The sequence below is a fragment of the Acinetobacter sp. WCHA29 genome (assembly GCF_002165335.1).
In the GTDB taxonomy this organism is placed as follows: Bacteria; Pseudomonadota; Gammaproteobacteria; order Pseudomonadales; family Moraxellaceae; genus Acinetobacter.
In genome coordinates this window covers 1-18,426 of the sequence record NZ_NHRQ01000035.1, presented here as the reverse complement: position 1 = coordinate 18,426, position 18,426 = coordinate 1, and the positions used below count along the sequence as shown (strand labels likewise).

Below are 18,426 nucleotides of genomic sequence, written 5' to 3'. Positions count from 1 at the left end.
GCGTCATCTCATTGAAAACTATTTCTGTAAGTTAAAAGAATTTAAACGTATAGCGATGCGTAGTTGTAAAACAGATACGAGTTTTGAAGCCATGATTCAATTGTGCGCGAGTTTAATTAACTCTCGGTAATTCTCAACAAACCCTAGTAGGAGGCATTATGTGTGGAAGTAAATTGTTCATACTCATTTTTTATCCTTATAAAGTATATTTGGAATACTCAAATATACCTTATTTGCTCGTATGCCTCGAGTAAATTAACTAATCGTTTGACTAAGATAAATGAGTATTTCACTCTTTTGCAGCCTTCTATTAGTTGTTTTTTAGTTTTCAATTGCAATTTTATTGAAACTAAATTGATTATAATTTGAAATCAAAAAATAGATTATTTGATTTGCTACTACCCCACAGTAAGTAGCTCATCCCACTTAAAGTAGTTCTGTGTTAGCCGATTTCGTGACATATTCCATGTTCTGTTCGGCATTAAACTTGCGCCCAAGGCAATCTTGGTTTTGCCATACTTAAGATGAATCGCTTCAAGGGAATCCATCAAAGCGTCACTGATCTCGATATGCTTCATGTCGGTAAACATATCATATACATGGCTTGCCTTTGGTTCGAGACACGTCAGAATCACGCCACATTTCTTGAAGGCAATGTCCTTGGCATACAGGCCATCAATCATCGCTGTAGCGAGTTTAGATAGCAGCAATAAGTTGTCGGTAGGTTCTGGTAAAGCCAAGGATAAAGACTTGTTGTAGAAGGGCTTTGAGCTATCAAATGGGTTTGATTGTACGAAACCAATCAGACAACCACACAACAGATTATCATCTCTCAGTCTGCTAACCGCATCCATGACATATAGCGACATAGCCTCCTTGAGATCATCAATATGGTAGATGCGTTGACCAAAAGAGCGACTCGCAATAATTTGCTTCTTGGCTGGTGGCGTATGTTCCAGTTCAATGCAAGCAATTCCATGGAGTTCCAATAAGGTTCTGTGCATCACTACAGAAAATTGGTCCCTGATCATCAGAGGGGAAGCCAAGACAAAATCCATAACTGAATGAATCCCCAGGCTGTTGAGCTTCTTAGAATGCTTTCGGCCTATGCCCCAGATTTCACCAACATCTATGGCTTGATGCAGAGTTTCAGCAGAGCATGGATCCATTGAAACCAAGTTGCAAACACCATTGAAGTAAGCGTTCTTCTTGGCAATATGGTTCGCTAGTTTCGCTTCAGTCTTTGAGCGTCCAATGCCAATACATACAGGTAAACCAAGCCAAGAAAACACACGCTGACGAATCTGATGGGCATATTCAGTCAAGTCGTAATTCCCTGAATGAGCTGTCAGATCCAGAAAGCACTCATCAATTGAGTAAATCTCCTGCTCTTTGGGAGATACGAAATCTGATAGGATTTTCATGAATCTGCGAGACATTTCTGCATACAGTGCATAGTTGCTTGATAGCACCTGCACCTGATGCTGCTCTACGATGTCCTTGATCTGAAAGAGAGGAACACCCATCTTGATGCCCAAGTCCTTGGCTTCCTGAGATCGAGCTACAGCACAGCCATCATTGTTGGATAGCACAATGACAGGCTTATTGTTCAAACTTGGGTTAAAGATGCGTTCACAACTGACATAGCAGTTGTTGATGTCTACTAAAGCGTAGATCTTCTGGTGAGATGCTTGCATGAGCATGAAACCAATAAAGTATTAACGCTTTCTGAATGGCTTGATAACAAAAGTCACTACACCCCAAATCACCATTTCCTGCCCATCCTTTAGATGAATGTCAGAATACTCAGGGTTCTCTGCTTTAAGCCAACGGTTATCATCACCCTCAATCATGAGACGTTTTACAGTGAACTCATTGTCGATCAGTGCAATCACGATGTCTTCATGCTTGGCTTCAATGCTCCGGTCTACAATCAGTTCATCATCAATCTCAATACCTGCATCTCTCATGGAAAGTGAAGCTACTTTCACAACGAAGGTTGCAGCTTCATTTTTGATGAGGTGTTCATTCATGTCCAAAGTTTTGTCGATATAGTCCTGGGCAGGAGAAGGGAAACCAGCAGCAACCTTTTCTGAAGCCAAAGGAATATGCATAAGTGTTGTAGGATCTACAAGCGTGATGGATGTCACATCATTGAAGCTTTGCTTCTCTGCCTCGTTGAGGTAATTCCTGATCTCTATGATTTTGGATACAGGTACTCTTATCGTTTTTGTAGGCTCATTATATTTGAGCTTTCTACCGGAACCTTCTCGGCTTCCCCCACGACTATTGCTCATGACTCATCTACTTTTTTGATTTTGTGACGTAATCAAATATATGACTGAATGTATTACAGATTCAAGACCATTTCGATGAGTGGCGAATAAACCTTATGGTTCCCATAAAGGCTACTGCAAATTTTCCCGCATTATCGCCACCTCACTGGAGGTATACGACAATTAATGTCATCTGCATGCTTACGCACGCATAGATAATTGGTTAGTATTCAATTAACAAATATTAGATAAGCTATTCATTGCAGGATGATTTTATGGCTCGTGCTCCAAAGCAAACCAAACAAGAACCCTTAGAGGTTGTGTTATGGAAGACTGCAGACAAACTTCGTAAGAACATTGATGCTGCAGAGTACAAGCATGTCGTCCTTGGTTTGATTTTCCTCAAATACATCAGTGACACATTTGAGGCCCACTACAACTTACTGGTTTTAGGTGAAGGAGAGTTTGCAGGAGCTGACCCTGAAGACCGTGATGAATACACTGCATACAACGTCTTCTTTGTTCCAGAGAATGCACGTTGGTCATTCCTGTTAAACCAAGCCAAACAGCCTAACATCGGGAAGCTCGTTGATGAGGCAATGGAAGCCATCGAGAATGACAACCCTCAATTGAAGGGTGTACTTCCTAAAGTCTATGCACGTCAGAATCTCGATCCTACGAGCCTAGGAGAGCTGATTGACCTGATTGGTAACATTGCACTAGGCGATGCGAAATCGCGCTCTGCAGACGTTCTAGGGCATGTATTCGAGTACTTCCTTGGTGAGTTCGCTTTAGCTGAAGGCAAGCAAGGTGGGCAGTTCTACACACCTAAATCCATCGTAAGCTTATTGGTTAATATGCTTGAACCATATAAAGGACGTGTATTCGATCCTTGCTGTGGTTCGGGCGGTATGTTTGTACAGTCTGAGAAGTTTGTAGAGTCGCATCAAGGCTTAGTCGATGACATCTCCATCTATGGACAAGAAAGTAACCAAACCACTTGGCGACTCGCTAAGATGAACTTAGCGATTCGTGGCATCAACTCAGAGCATGTGAAGTGGAACTCTGAGGGTTCATTCCTCAACGATGCACACAAAGACCTAAAAGCGGATTACATCATTGCTAATCCACCATTCAACGTCTCTGACTGGAGTGGTGACTTACTTAAAGAAGATGCTCGTTGGTCGTTGGGTGTACCACCTGCAGGTAATGCCAACTTCGCATGGATGCAACACTTCCTGTATCACATGAGTCCTAAAGGTCAGGCAGGTGTAGTCCTTGCGAAAGGTGCTTTAACCTCTAAAACCAGTGGTGAGGGTGAGATTCGTAAAGCCTTGGTTTCAGAAGCCAATGTCATCGACTGTATTGTGAATCTACCTGCCAAGCTGTTCCTGAACACACAGATTCCTGCTGCTTTATGGTTTATGCGTCGTGACCGTGTTGGTTCAACCAAGTACAAAGACCGTAGCAATGAGATTCTGTTCATTGATGCTCGTAACCTAGGTCATCTGATTAACCGCAGAACCAAGGTGTTGTCTGATGAAGACATTAAGCTGATTACTGACACTTACCATAATTGGAGAAACCAAGAGGGTGAGTACGAAGACGTTGCAGGCTTCTGTGCATCTGTACCGCTTGAGAAAGTGGCTGAGCTTGATTATGTACTGACACCAGGTCGTTATGTGGGTTTAGCGGATGATGAAGATGAGTTCGACTTTAAGGAACGTTTTACCAGCTTGAAAGCAGAGTTTGAGGCACAGCTTGCTGAGGAAGCCAAGCTCAATCAAGCCATTGCTGAGAACTTGGCAAAGGTGATTGTATGAGTGAATGGGTGGCAGTCAAACTTGGGGATCATGTCAATCTACTAACTGGATTTCCATTCAAGAGCAAGGAATATACAGATTCCGATGAGGACATAAAGTTACTGAGAGGTGATAACGTTGCTCAAGGCTATCTACGCTGGGAGAACGTAAAGCGATGGAAATTGACAAGTGATCCTCGCGAACAGAATTACTTTCTTAAAGTAAATGATGTGATATTGGCAATGGATCGTCCATGGATAGAAGCAGGATTAAAGTATTCGATTGTCTCTAATCAAGATTTACCATGTTTATTAGTTCAACGTGTAGCTTGTTTACGAGCTAAGGAAACACTTGACCAACAGTTTCTAAGGTATGTTGTCGGATCTAAGAATTTTACGGAATATGTTTGTTCTATAGAAACTGGTACAGCAGTTCCTCATATTAGTGGACAACAAATCAAGGATTATGAATTTGCACTTCCTTCTCTCCCTGAACAAAAAGCCATAGCCTCAGTCCTTTCATCCCTCGATGACAAGATTGACTTACTGCATCGTCAGAACAAGACCTTAGAAGCCATGGCTGAAACACTGTTTCGTCAATGGTTTATTGAGGAAGCGAAAGAGGATTGGGAAGAGAAAACGATAGGTGACATCTTTACCATTAAGGGCGGTGGAACACCTAGTACTAAAGAGCCAAGCTATTGGGATGGTAGTATTGCATGGACATCACCTCGAGACCTTTCAACTGCTAAGTCTTTGTATATGTTTTCAACTGAGCGAACAATTACTGAATTAGGCTTAACAAAGGTCAGCTCCGGGTTATTACCAGTTGGTACATTGCTCATGTCATCTCGTGCTCCTATTGGCTATTTAGCATTAACTGACATAGAGGTTGCTGTAAACCAAGGATATATTGCAATTCTTAAGCATGATTTGTACAGCAATGAGTTCATGTACTTGTGGTGTAAAGCCAATATGGAGTTGATCAAAAATTCAGGTAATGGTTCAGTGTTTCAAGAAATTTCCAAAGCAAGTTTTAGGGAACTTCCATTTGTTTGCCCACCTGAGTCTCTGTTAAAGAGATTCAATGGCTACTGTATCAATTGGTTTAGCAAAATTAAGCTAAATGCAAAGCAAATCCAAACACTAGAAAACCTAAGAGACACGCTTCTACCAAAACTCATGAGTGGTGAAGTCAGAGTCCAATACCAAACGGAAGAAGTTGCATAACATTTAGGTGAAGTCATTTGATGGCTTCACCGTTTTTACATTAAAGGGGAAGGCAACTAGCATGAAGCAACAATTACTGATTTTAGCTATGGTTTCAATTTTCATTTTGGGAGGTTGCGCTAAAAAAGCTGAAGATGCCGCTTACTCATTTGAGGAAACTACATTAGATGATGAAAGTGAGATTGAGTCAGAGGCAGATAGTTACAATTATTCAGATGCAGATACTTACATTTATTCGGGTAATGATAATTTTACAGATAGTGAGTCTGAAGAATATTTAGTAGGAGAGGAATCTTCTTCTGGATATGTAAGTGATAGAAGTAATTGTACAGGTAGTGAAACTATGTATACCTGTGTGGATCCAAACAATGGAAATACTTATGAGATTACTAAGTATGGAAATACTACAGAAGTTCAGGGTAGTAGTTTATCAGGTTCAACGTGGAGTCAAACAAGTGAGACCATTGGTAATACGGTATATACGACAGGATATGACAAAGATGGGAATGAATGGAATCAGACAGGTGAAAAGATAGGTAATACTTATTACTACAATGGAACCGATAGTGATGGTAATACATTTAGCGGATCATGTGATTCATATTCAGGTTGCTCTAATAATTATTAAAAATACTTAAGATTTTGAAAACATAGGGGGAAACCATGACTAAAATGACCGAATCAGACATAGAGCTGATGGCGATAGAGCAACTGGAGGGAATGGGCTATACCTATGTGTATGGACCTGATATTGAATCCAAGGGAAGCAACCCTCTACGAAGCTATAAGCAGGTCATTTTGGAAGCCAAAGTACTGGAGACCTTGCAACGTCTCAATCCTCATTTGAATGAAGACAAGTGCATTGAGGCACTGAAGCAAGTCACCAATCTGCATTCCCCAGATATGCTCAGCAACAACCAGGCATTCCACCGCTTACTTACTGAAGGCATCAATATTGAAGTGAGCAAGGATGGTAACACCCAAGGTGAATATGCTTGGCTTGTTGACTTCAATAATCCAAGCAATAACGAATTCCTTGTCGTAAACCAAGTCACCATCAAAGAAGATCGTTGGACAAGACGACCTGACATTATCATCTATGTGAATGGCTTACCTTTAGTGGTCATTGAGCTTAAAAATGCCACAGACGAGAATGCCACAGTAGAAGGCGCATATAAGCAGATCCAGACCTACCAAAGCCAGATCCCATCACTGTTCACCTACAATGCTTTCAACGTCATCTCTGATGGTTTAGAGGCGAAAGCAGGCACTGTGTCAGCAGACCTGAGTCGTTACATGGCTTGGAAGACTTCTAATGGTCAAACCAAAGCAAAGAAGACGCAGGCACAGCTTGAAGTCTTACTACATGGTTTGCTCAATCCAGTGACATTACTCGACATGATCAGACACTTCATTGTGTTTGAATCCAATAAGCAAGAAGATGCCAACGGCTTAATCACTATTAAGACTATCAAGAAGATGGCTGCTTACCACCAGTACTATGCAGTGAATGCAGCAGTCCTCTCTACTATTCGTGCGTCTGCAATGTCTTCGGACTCGAAATCAGCAGAACTTGCTATGCAACACCAAGGCAGGAGTAAGCTTGAACTTGTGCAACAACAAGCAGTCGGTGACAAGAAAGCAGGTGTAGTATGGCATACCCAAGGTTCGGGTAAATCTCTGTCTATGGTCTTCTACACAGGCAAAATTGTCCTGGCTTTGGATAACCCAACAGTGGTGGTCATCACAGATCGTAATGACTTAGATGACCAACTGTTCGGAACCTTTGCAGCATCAAGCCAACTGCTTAGACAAACCCCTAAGCAAGCAGATAACCGAGAAGAACTTAAAGAACTCCTCAAAGTTGGCTCAGGTGGTGTGATCTTCACCACCATCCAGAAGTTCCAACCTGAAGATGGTGGCAGTGTTTATGAGCTGCTGTCAGACCGCACCAACATCGTGGTGATTGCAGATGAGGCACATCGTTCACAGTATGGTTTCAATGCCAAAGAAGTCGATGTGAAGGACGATGAGGGCAAAGTCGTAGGTAAGCGTACTGTCTATGGTTTCGCCAAGTACATGCGCGATGCCTTGCCGAACGCCACTTATCTTGGCTTCACTGGTACACCGATTGAGAAGACGGATGTCAACACGCCTGCAGTGTTTGGTAACTATGTCGACATCTATGACATTTCTCAGGCTGTTGAGGATGGTGCAACCGTTCGGATCTTCTATGAAAGCCGACTCGCCAAGATTGCCATCAGTGAGGAAGGAAAAGAGCTGATTGAAGACTTTGACGAACAGTTCAGTGAAGACGACTTAAACCAAACACAAAAAGAGCGTGCGAAGTGGGCAAGAGTCGAAGGGCTGATCGGCAGTAAAGAGCGTATCAAAGCGATTGCCAAAGACATCGTAGAACACTTTGAACAACGTCTGAAAGCTAATGCAAACCAAGGTAAAGGCATGATCGTCAGCATGTCCCGCAGGATTGCTGTCGACCTCTACAACGAAATTGTAGCGATCAAACCAGAATGGCATAGCGATGATCTAAACGATGGTGTGATCAAAGTGGTGATGACCTCATCTGCTTCTGATGGTAAGGAGATTGCCAAACACCATACGACCAAGCAACAACGCCAAATCCTGGCCAATCGTATGAAGGACAATGATGACAAGCTGAAACTGGTGATTGTTCGTGATATGTGGCTGACTGGCTTCGATGCACCGAGTATGCACACGCTCTACATCGACAAGCCAATGAAAGGCCATAACCTCATGCAAGCGATTGCACGAGTGAACCGTGTCTATAAAGATAAGATTGGTGGACTCGTTGTTGATTACCTAGGTATTGCATCAGACCTGAAAGAAGCACTTTCATTTTACTCTGAAGCAGGTGGTAAGGGTGACCCTGCATTAGTACAGGATGAAGCTGCAACCATTCTACAAGAGAAGCTCGAAGTCATTGATGGCATTATGCATGGCTTCAATTACCAAGAATACTTCACAGCCAATACTTCTCGTAAGCTCAACATTATCCTTGAAGCAGAAGAACACATCTTAGGTGTTGACCAAGGAGATGGTAAGACTCGCTTTCTGACAGCAGTTGCAGCGATGTCACAGGCATTTGCTTTAGCAGTGCCTCATCCTCATGCGATGGAAGCAGCACCAGTGGTTGCCTTCTTCCAAGCAGTGAAAGCGCGACTTGTGAAGTTCAGTGATGGCTCAGGCAACGTCTCAGGCATGAGTAATGCTGAGCTTGAAGCTAAAGTGAAGCAAACCATTGACCAAGCACTTGTTACAGAACAAGTGGTCGACATCTTCGATGCCGCAGGAATCCAGAAGCCAGACATCTCAATTCTCTCAGATGAGTTCTTGCAGGAGATGAAAGGCTATCAGCATAAGAACATTGCACTTGAAACATTGAAGAAGCTCCTTGGTGATGAGATCAAGGTAAGAGAACAGCGGAGTGTCACGCAAGGTAAAAAGCTCATGGATATGCTGAGCTCTGCGATCAAGGGCTATCAGAACAAGGTGCTGACTGCAGCCGAAGTCATTGATGAACTCATCAAGTTGGCTAAGGCAATCCAAGAGTCAGACAAAATGGCAGAGGAACTCAACCTGACTGAATATGAATATGCATTCTATTCAGCAGTTGCAGACAATGACAGTGCCAGAGAGTTGATGCAGAAGGACATTCTCAGAGAGCTTGCAGTAGTCCTCACTGAGTCCATTCGGAAGAATGTCACTCTGGATTGGACCATCAAAGAAGCTGCTAGAGCGAAGCTGAGAGTCATTGTGAAGCGTCTACTCAAGAAGTATGGCTATCCACCTGACATGGCTTTATTGGCAACAGAGACTATCTTGGAACAGGCAGAGCAATTGGCAGATGAGTTATCTGCTGCTTAATTTTTTGCAATCAAATTGAAATTATTACAAAACTAGATTAGTTCTACATAACAACTAATCTAGTTGCATATCATACCTCGAGGCCTAACTCTTTGAGAACACCAGCATACTTTCTGACAAACTCGACATCTTGTAGTTCAATCAGAAGCCTTTTCTCTAGATCAGCATAGCTTTCCCCTACTGCAGCTTTTTTGCTTGCAAATGGATCATGGTGAGCTAGCTTGTTGGCAAAGAATTGAATCTGTTTATCTGTCAATTTCTTAGGTTTATTATGCGTAATTGCATCCACAGGTTGCTTAGGTTTGAATGAAAAAGTCTCCGACAAACCCGGTACGGTTCACCCAGATGAACACTCTGGTTCTCAAAACTCGAAATTTTATTGAAAAGTTTTATCGAGGTTTATAAGTCCCTGAAACGAAAAAATGACTGAACTTCAGGCATTTTTTACGTCATCACTAACAGCTTAAAACAATCAACAAACGAGAGTCTTAGTCTTTTGAATATGACTTAATTTTTTCGAAAATAGGATAGAAATCCAATCCCTCATCTTTCATCGTAGAAATCAACGCAACAATTACAGCGATATGTGTAGGCACGACACCTTGTTTACTGTAATTCGTAATTGAATTAGGTTTCATGCCCAATAATTCAGCAAATTCTTTAATTGAAAGCCCTGCTTTACCGATAAGACGTTGAAATTCAGTATATGGCATTTGATTAAATTTATAGAAATGGTGTTTTGAAATTATAGCATAGGGTTACATTTACATAAAAACACATAAAAATATGTGTAAAACACATATTTTTATGTGTTATAAATAGCTTATCAACTAATCTATTTATCATCTCTATCGGAGAAACATACGATGTATTCATACCCGGATTCAAACACTGAAAAGAAAATTGCTCTCATGATTATTAATGACTTTTTCATTCAAAAAGCCCATGAACTCTGGATTTTTTTACAACTCGATCAGTGCTTTAACGATTATGAAGCTACACTGATTTGGACTCGACGTTATCTAGAAGAACATCCAGAAGGTGAATACAGTGATATTCGAAAAGCTTTCCTTTCTTGTTTCCCAGAAAATTTCTTTAACTTTGACTATTAATTGATGAATCGTCTTTCCTCTTTTGTAGCAGTTGAAATTAGAGTAAACGCTATAAAAGAGGAAAGATTTAGATACAAAAAAGCCCTTAATGATTAAGGACTTTTTTACATCCAAAACACAGCTAATTTAAAACCAAAATAGTTGTAATTTAGTTCTAAATTAGTTGCTATTCTTCACTAAGTTTCTTCAAAGCAAATCTGATAATTCCATTATGAGTTTGACCGTACTTTTCAGCTAACTTAGCGAGCAACTGATACTCATATTCATTCATCGGGATCGTATGTGTCTTAAATTTTCTGGAAGCTTTTGGGTCTAATTTTGGTGTGAGCTGTTCATTAGCACCATTAATGAATTCTTCTTCAGAAAGAAGGTTCGTAGTTTCTCTTTTCTTGATCATGCTAGAAGTTCCTCCATAAAAGCCTCGAACTCCTCTGTTGCTTTGGGGTTGTTTGATTCAACAACACCTTTTCCTTCAGCTGTGACATCACGATAAACTTTACGATCATGGATCACTGACGACAAGGTTGTGAACAACGGAAAGTCAGCTAAGTAGTCATTTGCTTGTTGCACTTCAGATACTGATGGATTTGTAGGAGCTAATGTTAGTAATCCAAATGACTTCAGCTCCTCATTAAAGGACTTCGCTTGGTCAATGACTTCTGATAAATGAGGTAAAGTATCCAAGTCGAATTGTGATGGTCTAAATGGCACTACCAGATAGTGAGCAGTTAACATTGCTGTTCTAAGCTCTTTGCTGTCATGCCCAGCAACATCGACAATTACATAGTCATAGCGACCATCTAAATCCTTCAGTGTGTTCTTAATATCGCCATAGCGTTGAACACAATGTACTTTGGGTAGACTTGTTTCATCACGGTCTTTTACCCAATTAGCTGAGCTTTGCTGAGGATCTGCATCAACAAGTACGATGTCTTTGTTATGTTTAGCAAGATATGCTGCAATGTTGATGGCTATTGTTGATTTACCGCATCCACCTTTTTGACTACCAATTAAGATGATCATTTTTACATTTAGTTTATAACTAGTTTGAATGTAATATAGAATCAGATTGCTATTAAGTAAAGAGATTATCCATATAACTACCTTTTCCCACCAGATTAATTTTTAATAAAATACCACTTTGACTTTCAAACCTTAATTGGCTAATTTTTAAACAATAAAATACCAATTTTTCAACAAATTTCTTTTTTATTTTTTAATTTTTAATTTTTAATATTTTTACGCTGCCTGAAAGTCTTGCTACATCAGCATTTCAGAGGACATATGTATACCTTTTCCCACCAATACCGATACCTTTTCCCACCAATACCGATACCTTTTCCCACCAATACCGATACCTTTTCCCACCATTTACATACTAAAAATGTTTAGGTATATTTATTAAGGCAAAAAACTAGGAATGTCTGTATGTCAAAAGAATTAGTTGTTAAAGACAATGCACTCATTAATGCGAGCTATAACTTAGATACTACTGAGCAGAGACTGATTCTTTTAGCGATTGTTCAAGCTAGAGATCTGAGTAAGGGGATTGATGCCAATACCACCCTAGAAGTCCATGCACAGCATTATATGAAGCAATTCAATGTGGATCGGCATGCAGCCTACGAAGCATTAAAGAATGCGGCTAATAGCTTGTTTGAGCGTAAGTTCAGTTACAAGGGTATCCATGAGGGAACTCAGCAGGAAAAGATCGTGAAGTCTCGTTGGGTTTCCAAAATAGCCTATGTTGATAGTGCCGGTATTTTGGAGTTAGTTTTTGCGCCTGATGTTATTCCGCTTATTACCCAGTTAGAGCGTTCATTTACCTCTTATGAATTAAAGCAGATCAGTTCCTTATCAAGTAAGTATGCTATTCGCTTATATGAGCTCTTAATTCAATGGCGAAGTGTTGGAAAAACTCCATTATTCAATATTGAAGACTTTCGTTTTAAGCTGGGTCTTGGTACTGATGAGTATCAAATCATGGGTAACTTCAAGAAGAAGGTGCTTGATTTAGCTCTTACTCAAATCAACGAGAAGACCGATATTGTTGCATCGTATGAACAACATAAATCAGGTAGAGTTATTACTGGTTTCTCTTTCTCATTCAGCTCAAAAAACACAGCATTGAGTGTCCAAACACTCCCTAAAAAGCTGAGTGACAAACAGATCAAATTGTTTGCCAACAAGCTGGCTCACCATGATCCATTTGCAAGCCAAAAAGCTGCAGTAGGGGAAAGCTATGCTGATCTAGAGAAAAGGCTTCTGATCGAACTACAAGATGCCGAGGTTGTCAGAAAGTATGCTGGCGTCCTCAAAGAGTTAGGTCTTGAATTATAGAATGCAACTAGATTAGTTGTTATATACAATTAATATAGTTTTGTAATGATTTCAATTTGATTACAAAAAAATTAAGCAGCAGAGAGCTCTTCTGCTAATTTTTCAACCTGCTCAAGCACAGTCTCTGTAGCCAATAAAGCCATATCAGGTGGATAACTATACTTCTTGAGTAGGCGCTTCACAATGACTCTTAGCTTCGCCCTGGCATCGTCAGATGATGTTGGTTGAGCCATTCATACAGTTGTTGCATGATCGCTTGACTATAGCTGATTACTTAATTTAGTAGCACATCAAAAACCATTGTAAAATAGTATTTTACAAATATATTTACGTGCTACAGCCTTTAGAATTTAGCTATATGTTGTTGCCGGTATAGCATTCAAGAAATGTGGCATGATTCTGACGTGTCTCGAACCAAAGGAAAATCATGTCTATGATATGTTTAAAGACATGCAGCATGTAGAGATCAGTGATGCTTTGATGGATTTCCTTGAAGCGATTTATCTTAAGTATAGCAAAACCAAGATTGCCTTGGGTGCAAGTTTAATGCTGAACAGAACATGAAATATGTCCCGAGATTCACTGACACAGAACTACTTTAAGTGGGATCAATTACTGAGTGTGAAATAGTGATGATACTTATTTTGAGAACATAATTCTAGTTACTAATTAGTTTCAATTTGATTTCAATTAAGAATAAAAAAACAACTAATATGAAGCCATTTAGTTTATTCAATACAACCAATAAGCAGAAATTCCTCTGTAAAGGAATTTCTGCTTAAAGTAGTAAATTACCTATGAATGGCGAGAGTTGGCTTCGTTATAGACAGCATTGTTTTCACATCTGCCTACAGCAATCACGATGATAATTACCTCATCAATGACTTCATAAACCAAGTGATATCCAATACTGCGAAGTTTAATCTTGTAGCGGTTAGGATATCCTGACAGCTTGTTTTTGGGAATTCGAGGATTCTCCAATACCGAGGTTCTACAATTCAAAACGCAGATATGGTTCCAATGGTCAGCGTTCTCCATTAGATTATGAAAAGGCCCAAGAATAGACTAAATTTGTCTAGGAGAGTGGTGGCAGTCCAGTCTAGAATTTTGGTGGCTATTCAATTGGATACTCTAAAAGAAATAACGAAAAAATAGTTAAATTAACTTTTCAGAATTAATTTGACTATTTTTAATTTTAATTGCTATTGAATAATATTCGATTTAAATACAATTTTTTAGTGATTAAGTCCAACCCAGATATTTCTTTTTTCAAATCACATTTAAAAGTAATAATTTTTTTCCCGTGGTCTATGGTGTAGCTAAAAATTAAACCATTATGTACTTTATAGTATTTATTACCGATATACTTGTATCCAAAAAAATGAAATGAAAGAAGAGAGTCACAAAATATTTCTAACATCTTAGAATTATTTATATTAATAAAAGAGACAGTAAAGCTATCCGATGAATTGTGAACCAATTTATCAAGAATATTAAGAAGAAATGTATTGTATAGTTGCGAAGATTTCACTATTTAACCTTATTTAAAGCACACGAAAAACACGTAAAAAACGAGTTATCCTTTCATGTCTTTAAATAAGAGTGACTTTCTCCCGCTAGCCTTAATTCTAGCTAACCAACTAGTCTGTTATAAAACTAGGGGGCTATTGATTTTATAACTCAATAAATATGAAAAATCTAGTTTTTTTAGCATTTTTTTATCTTCTATCAGAATTTATAAAAAATTAATTTGAAGGGGGGATTACCGAAGGACTAGAAACCAAAATCATAGCTATCAGTGGTACGGTTTAGGCTCTTAGAGTTTTCATCTAATGTTATAGACTTTTCTTTATCGATAGGGAGGGGGTGATCTTCTATAGTTGGTGATGTTGGAGGGGAATTAGGAATAACAGTCTTGTGCTCATTTATTTGGTGCACAATATTGTGAGCTATCTTGTCGTTCGCTGAGCTTTCAACTTGACGATCTATTACTAATGGGTGGTCAAATTCGATTCTTATATTTGTTGCACGTGCAATTTCTTGAACCTGTCTTTTAAAGTCATCTGTACCAGAGACCAATACAACACCAAACTTATCTCTAGCTAATAATAAGGCATCGTGAATATGGTCACGTTGTTGGCTCAGTACAGTAATATTTTCAGATTTTTTACTTTCAAAAAAAGCGACTTTCTCTTGATCGATATAAAATGTTTCTCCAAATCTGTATTCGATACGATATTTTTTAATAGGGGAAGCTGACTGTAAAATTTGATCAGAATCTTCCAATGTTTCTTTTGGCCTCGTGAAGATATTATTCCGCTCTAATTCCTGTTGTTTTTGTAGCTTAGCTTTTCTGCTGTATTCGTAAAACTCAAACATCTGTAAGTAATCTAGTTCAGATAAAGATTCTGTCTGTTGATAGGATTTGTTCACTTTATTTTTAGGTATAAGTGCTAGGTCTTTCAAATGTTGCGAAGCATCGTTGGTTATAACAAGGGTATGGCATTTTTCGTTGATCATAGGCTGATGTTGTAAAGAAAAATATAATTGCCAGGTTTGCTCAATGTCATTTGAGTTGAAATATTTTTTATTTAATTTTGAAGCTTGTGTATAGATCAGGTTATGCAGTCTTTGGATCAAGATACTCTGATCGTCTTGATTAAGCTGAGGCAATTGATGCTTTTGAATACATGTTGCTAAAATAGATGTGAGCTGGCTCAGTTTGATGCCACAACAGTTCAGAAGTAAACCAGTTTTGATCAGTGCTGTGCTTTTGCATTCGCCTGTTGTCTTAAAATGTTGATAGAGTTGCTTGAAGCCAATTTGGAGTTGCTCTAATGATAATTCTGAGAGAGCAGGCAGAGTTCTACTTTTGTTTGTATCTTGAATTTCATTGGATTTATGTTGGGACAGCATCTTAAATAAGTTTTTAAAATCTGATGATCCTCGAACTGATACTTCATGCTCGGGATGTAAATTCTTTAAACATTGCTGTAATCGGGTGATTGAATAATTACTAAAGACCAGAATTCCATATCTATTTTGAATCCCAATAGGCTCTTTATGATCTTGTGAATCAAACAGTATTTTGGCAGTCTTGATATCTGGATCTTCTTGATAAATAAAATTCTTAGACTGACGTTGATCAAATAGAAATTGTTGTTGTATCAATATAGGATTAGTTGGTGAAACAAATCTTAAAAAATCAGCATAAGAGGTAATTTGGGTTGAATCAAAGTTTCTAGACAAAAAATTTTGATCAAATAGTTTTTCAGAAGTCTGTTGGCTTAAATTTTGATTTTGGGAAAGAAATACTTTTCTAATTTCAGCTCTGGTGGTCAGTTGTTCTGCCTGATGCTGATAATGCAATAGGGTATAAATGGTATCAGTAGACTGTTCTGGAAATTTCTTTTGATGTTGCTTTAAAAAAGAAGATTTATTGTATTTATAAAGTTCATTCTCGAAGCTGATATCCTGATATTTAGATCGACGATTCTGACTATAAACATCTTTAGTTGATTTCATCTTGAGATAAGCGTCATGAAGCTCCTTAACCAAAAAGTCTTCACTTTGGAATAAATGATAAGCAGAGATCTTTGAGGATTCATGTGGAGTGTGCTGAGCTGTCGCATTCAATTTGGGCTGATAGATTTTGATCTGATCAACGTGATGAGGTGTAAACTCCCCCCAACACTTTTCCAAATTCTTTAAAGTGACTTGTTTATTGCAAAATAAAGAAGCCTTAAACGTCAGAGACTGTTGATCATCAGTTTTTATTTTAAAAATACTACCATTACGTTTTCGCTCATACAAAATTCCTAAACCTGCTAATTGTTGATGCCAGTCCTGCCAACTATTTGCATCGTTTAGGATAGGCTGAATGGTTTTTTCAAGGTCAGCTTGATAGTTGCCTGCAGTCGCAATGTCATTGCGCAACTGACTCTTTTGTTGATGTCGATGTTCTTGATCACGAATCTTTGCACTGATTTTAAATGCATCAGGATTTGATATGTGGTTGATGTTTTTTTCACATTGGCCAGTTTCATGATTATAGATAAACAGAGGATTTGGCTCAGGTTCCCAGCCTTGTTTTGCTTCAATTTCAGCAGTGGCTCTATGCACTGCATTCAAAATCCAACCATCAGCTAGATCCACCGCTTGATGTTCATTATGATTATTCTTTCGGTATGGATGGATTCGATTAATGATCAAATGAAAATGCACATTGTCTGTATCAATGTGCAATGCATACTGCATTTGTAAGTCATCTGCTTTGAGATGTTTACTTAAAATATCGATTTGTTCTTCTAATTCCTGGGTCGTTGGGACTTCAAATTTTTTAAAACTTCCGACGATATGAACAATTGGGTCATCCACCCTTGTATTCAAACTGGCAGTTTGTGACATTTCAATTTTTTGATACTCAATATTGTCATCCAGAAAGTTACGTGAATTCGAGTAAACACATTTTTCAGAAATGAGCTCATGACTAAAGCTAGCATGCAACTGAGTAATATAGTCACTGAGGTAGTCGATACGCGTTTGATTTGGATTATGTATGTAGTCTGATAAACCGTTGATACGATTTTCAACAGAAGTGCCTAATACATTTGGAATGATCTTAGTAATCATCTCTTAAGCACCTCATCATTTAGTCGACGCACAATGATTTTCAACTCATGCACGAGCTCTGTAATGTCACATAATTCTTCGGGGATCAAATCTTTATCTTGGAGTTCAATTAAGATTTTTGGGAGAACAATCCCGATCATCCTAATCGTATGAATATCACGTTGATCGATTAATTGACTGTAGTCATCACTTAAAATTTTTTTACGTATATAGTCAGATTGATTGAGCTGTAATGCCCTAGCGGCATCATTGATATCTTGATGTTCTTCTGCAGTTAAACGAACAATGATCTGCTTATTTCTTGATGCTTTAACTTTCATTTTTTTCTACTTTATACAAATTGAGACCGAGCGAAGCGAGCTCGAGATTTGTGAATCTGGACGATGTGATATACATCGTCCCATCCTGTACTTTTTTGTAATCGGTGAGTGAATTAACGTTAATGAAAATAATGAATGATTTATATTTTTTTTATGAGTGCAAAATGTTACATTTTTCAGTAATTCAAAAATTAGAAATGGGTCAAGTTTTACCATTTCTGTAATAGAATATATTCAGAAAAATTGGCTTATATATTTATTCTTAGGAAAAAACATGATACAAGACCAGAATGTTTCAGAACTTGATATTCAGAATCTAGCTAATAAAAATTTAACATCCTCAACAGAAAATACTTCTGAAACTGTATCGACAAAAGAAGAAAAGCATTCAAAAATTGTTGAGAAAAATCAAAAAATTTATAGTGTCAATGATTCTAAAAAATTTGAAGATATTCTTTTTCGTCATATAGAAAAAATGAATGAAAAGACGATCACACGTAATCAGTTACTTACACAACACAAGAAAACCTTACTTGAACTTTTTAGTCTTGGTGCAACTGTAGAAGAAGTAGTGACTTTTCTAAAAGAAAACAATTTCACGAGTATTTCTGAAGAAAATTTAAAAGAATTTTTGAAGAAGAAAAAATAAATTATTGAATGTGAAGTAAGATCAAGTTGATTCGAGTGCATATGAAATTACTTCACACAAAGCAATTGATCCCATCGAAAGTATGATGTGTGCTTAAAAAACAGGAGGGTTTAACTTGGTAAACTATACATACTCATTAGGAGTTTACCATGAGCAAGAA

Annotated in this window: 14 protein-coding genes and 5 pseudogenes; 9 read left to right on the top strand and 10 right to left on the bottom strand. The window is 38.4% G+C overall.

Annotation, left to right across the window (positions count from 1 at the left end; translation table 11 throughout):
• Positions 1-130 (top strand): annotated as a pseudogene (locus CDG59_RS15575) (IS5 family transposase); the annotation flags it as partial.
• 268 nt (positions 131-398) lie between these two features.
• Here the strand turns inward: CDG59_RS15575 and CDG59_RS14425 are convergent.
• The gene (locus CDG59_RS14425) at positions 399-1,703 is read right to left on the bottom strand and encodes a Y-family DNA polymerase (RefSeq protein ID WP_087545976.1); all 1,305 of its coding nucleotides are present in this window, start codon (positions 1,701-1,703) and stop codon (positions 399-401) included.
• A 15-nt stretch (positions 1,704-1,718) separates the two neighbouring features.
• The gene (locus tag CDG59_RS14420; RefSeq protein WP_004676046.1) at positions 1,719-2,297 is read right to left on the bottom strand and encodes a LexA family protein; all 579 of its coding nucleotides are present in this window, start codon (positions 2,295-2,297) and stop codon (positions 1,719-1,721) included.
• Between the two features lie 254 nt (positions 2,298-2,551).
• On the opposite strand from CDG59_RS14420, the gene CDG59_RS14415 reads away from it, so the two are divergent.
• The 4 genes from CDG59_RS14415 to CDG59_RS14400 all read left to right on the top strand — a co-directional run bounded on the left by CDG59_RS14415 (position 2,552) and on the right by CDG59_RS14400 (position 9,213).
• Positions 2,552-4,099, top strand: coding sequence for a type I restriction-modification system subunit M (locus tag CDG59_RS14415; protein ID WP_087545974.1), 1,548 nt, complete (start codon positions 2,552-2,554; stop codon positions 4,097-4,099).
• On the top strand, positions 4,096-5,307 hold the full coding sequence (locus tag CDG59_RS14410) for a restriction endonuclease subunit S (protein ID WP_087545973.1): 1,212 nt from the start codon (positions 4,096-4,098) through the stop codon (positions 5,305-5,307). The genes CDG59_RS14415 and CDG59_RS14410 overlap by 4 nt, the downstream gene beginning before the upstream one ends.
• Before the next feature lie 61 nt (positions 5,308-5,368).
• Positions 5,369-5,935: a hypothetical protein gene (locus CDG59_RS15380; protein ID WP_205635080.1), complete on the top strand. Its 567-nt coding sequence runs from the start codon at positions 5,369-5,371 to the stop codon at positions 5,933-5,935.
• 35 nt (positions 5,936-5,970) lie between these two features.
• Positions 5,971-9,213, top strand: a complete 3,243-nt coding sequence (locus tag CDG59_RS14400; RefSeq protein ID WP_087545971.1) for a type I restriction endonuclease subunit R — start codon at positions 5,971-5,973, stop codon at positions 9,211-9,213.
• A gap of 70 nt (positions 9,214-9,283) precedes the next feature.
• Here CDG59_RS14400 and CDG59_RS14395 read toward each other — a convergent pair.
• Both CDG59_RS14395 and CDG59_RS14390 read right to left on the bottom strand, forming a co-directional pair.
• Positions 9,284-9,529: pseudogene (locus CDG59_RS14395) on the bottom strand (hypothetical protein); the annotation flags it as partial.
• Positions 9,530-9,701: 172 nt separating this feature from the next.
• Positions 9,702-9,926 carry a helix-turn-helix domain-containing protein gene (locus tag CDG59_RS14390; protein ID WP_087545970.1) on the bottom strand — a complete coding sequence of 75 codons (225 nt, stop codon included), beginning with the start codon at positions 9,924-9,926 and terminating at the stop codon, positions 9,702-9,704.
• Positions 9,927-10,079: 153 nt separating this feature from the next.
• On the opposite strand from CDG59_RS14390, the gene CDG59_RS14385 reads away from it, so the two are divergent.
• Entirely contained in the window at positions 10,080-10,325 is a 246-nt protein-coding gene (locus CDG59_RS14385; protein ID WP_087545968.1) for a hypothetical protein, read from the top strand.
• A 166-nt stretch (positions 10,326-10,491) separates the two neighbouring features.
• Here the strand turns inward: CDG59_RS14385 and CDG59_RS14380 are convergent, their stop codons facing one another.
• Positions 10,492-10,722, bottom strand: a complete 231-nt coding sequence (locus CDG59_RS14380; RefSeq protein WP_004676033.1) for a hypothetical protein — start codon at positions 10,720-10,722, stop codon at positions 10,492-10,494.
• On the bottom strand, positions 10,719-11,348 hold the full coding sequence (locus CDG59_RS14375; RefSeq protein WP_004676032.1) for an AAA family ATPase: 630 nt from the start codon (positions 11,346-11,348) through the stop codon (positions 10,719-10,721). The genes CDG59_RS14380 and CDG59_RS14375 overlap by 4 nt, the downstream gene beginning before the upstream one ends.
• A 405-nt stretch (positions 11,349-11,753) precedes the next feature.
• Between CDG59_RS14375 and repM the strand changes: the two genes are divergently transcribed.
• Positions 11,754-12,665: a replication initiation protein RepM gene (repM, locus tag CDG59_RS14370; RefSeq protein WP_087545966.1), complete on the top strand. Its 912-nt coding sequence runs from the start codon at positions 11,754-11,756 to the stop codon at positions 12,663-12,665.
• A gap of 71 nt (positions 12,666-12,736) precedes the next feature.
• Here the strand turns inward: repM and CDG59_RS14365 are convergent.
• A pseudogene (locus tag CDG59_RS14365) lies at positions 12,737-12,886 on the bottom strand (type I restriction enzyme endonuclease domain-containing protein); the annotation flags it as partial.
• 151 nt (positions 12,887-13,037) lie between these two features.
• Here CDG59_RS14365 and CDG59_RS15330 point away from each other — a divergent pair.
• Positions 13,038-13,295, top strand: a pseudogene (locus CDG59_RS15330) (DNA-directed DNA polymerase); the annotation flags it as partial.
• Positions 13,296-13,460: 165 nt separating this feature from the next.
• Here CDG59_RS15330 and CDG59_RS15570 read toward each other — a convergent pair.
• The 3 genes and pseudogenes from CDG59_RS15570 to CDG59_RS14350 all read right to left on the bottom strand — a co-directional run.
• Positions 13,461-13,649 (bottom strand): annotated as a pseudogene (locus CDG59_RS15570) (type II toxin-antitoxin system RelE/ParE family toxin); the annotation flags it as partial.
• 789 nt (positions 13,650-14,438) lie between these two features.
• Positions 14,439-17,297, bottom strand: coding sequence for a relaxase/mobilization nuclease domain-containing protein (locus tag CDG59_RS14355; protein ID WP_087545962.1), 2,859 nt, complete (start codon positions 17,295-17,297; stop codon positions 14,439-14,441).
• Positions 17,294-17,617 (bottom strand): plasmid mobilization protein, encoded by a 324-nt coding sequence (locus CDG59_RS14350; protein ID WP_087545960.1) that lies wholly within the window; start codon positions 17,615-17,617, stop codon positions 17,294-17,296. Before CDG59_RS14350 ends, CDG59_RS14355 begins: the two co-directional genes overlap by 4 nt.
• A 274-nt stretch (positions 17,618-17,891) precedes the next feature.
• Here CDG59_RS14350 and CDG59_RS14345 point away from each other — a divergent pair, with 274 nt between their 5' ends.
• Positions 17,892-18,266 carry a hypothetical protein gene (locus CDG59_RS14345; protein WP_004871235.1) on the top strand — a complete coding sequence of 125 codons (375 nt, stop codon included), beginning with the start codon at positions 17,892-17,894 and terminating at the stop codon, positions 18,264-18,266.
• Positions 18,267-18,426: the final 160 nt, after the last annotated feature.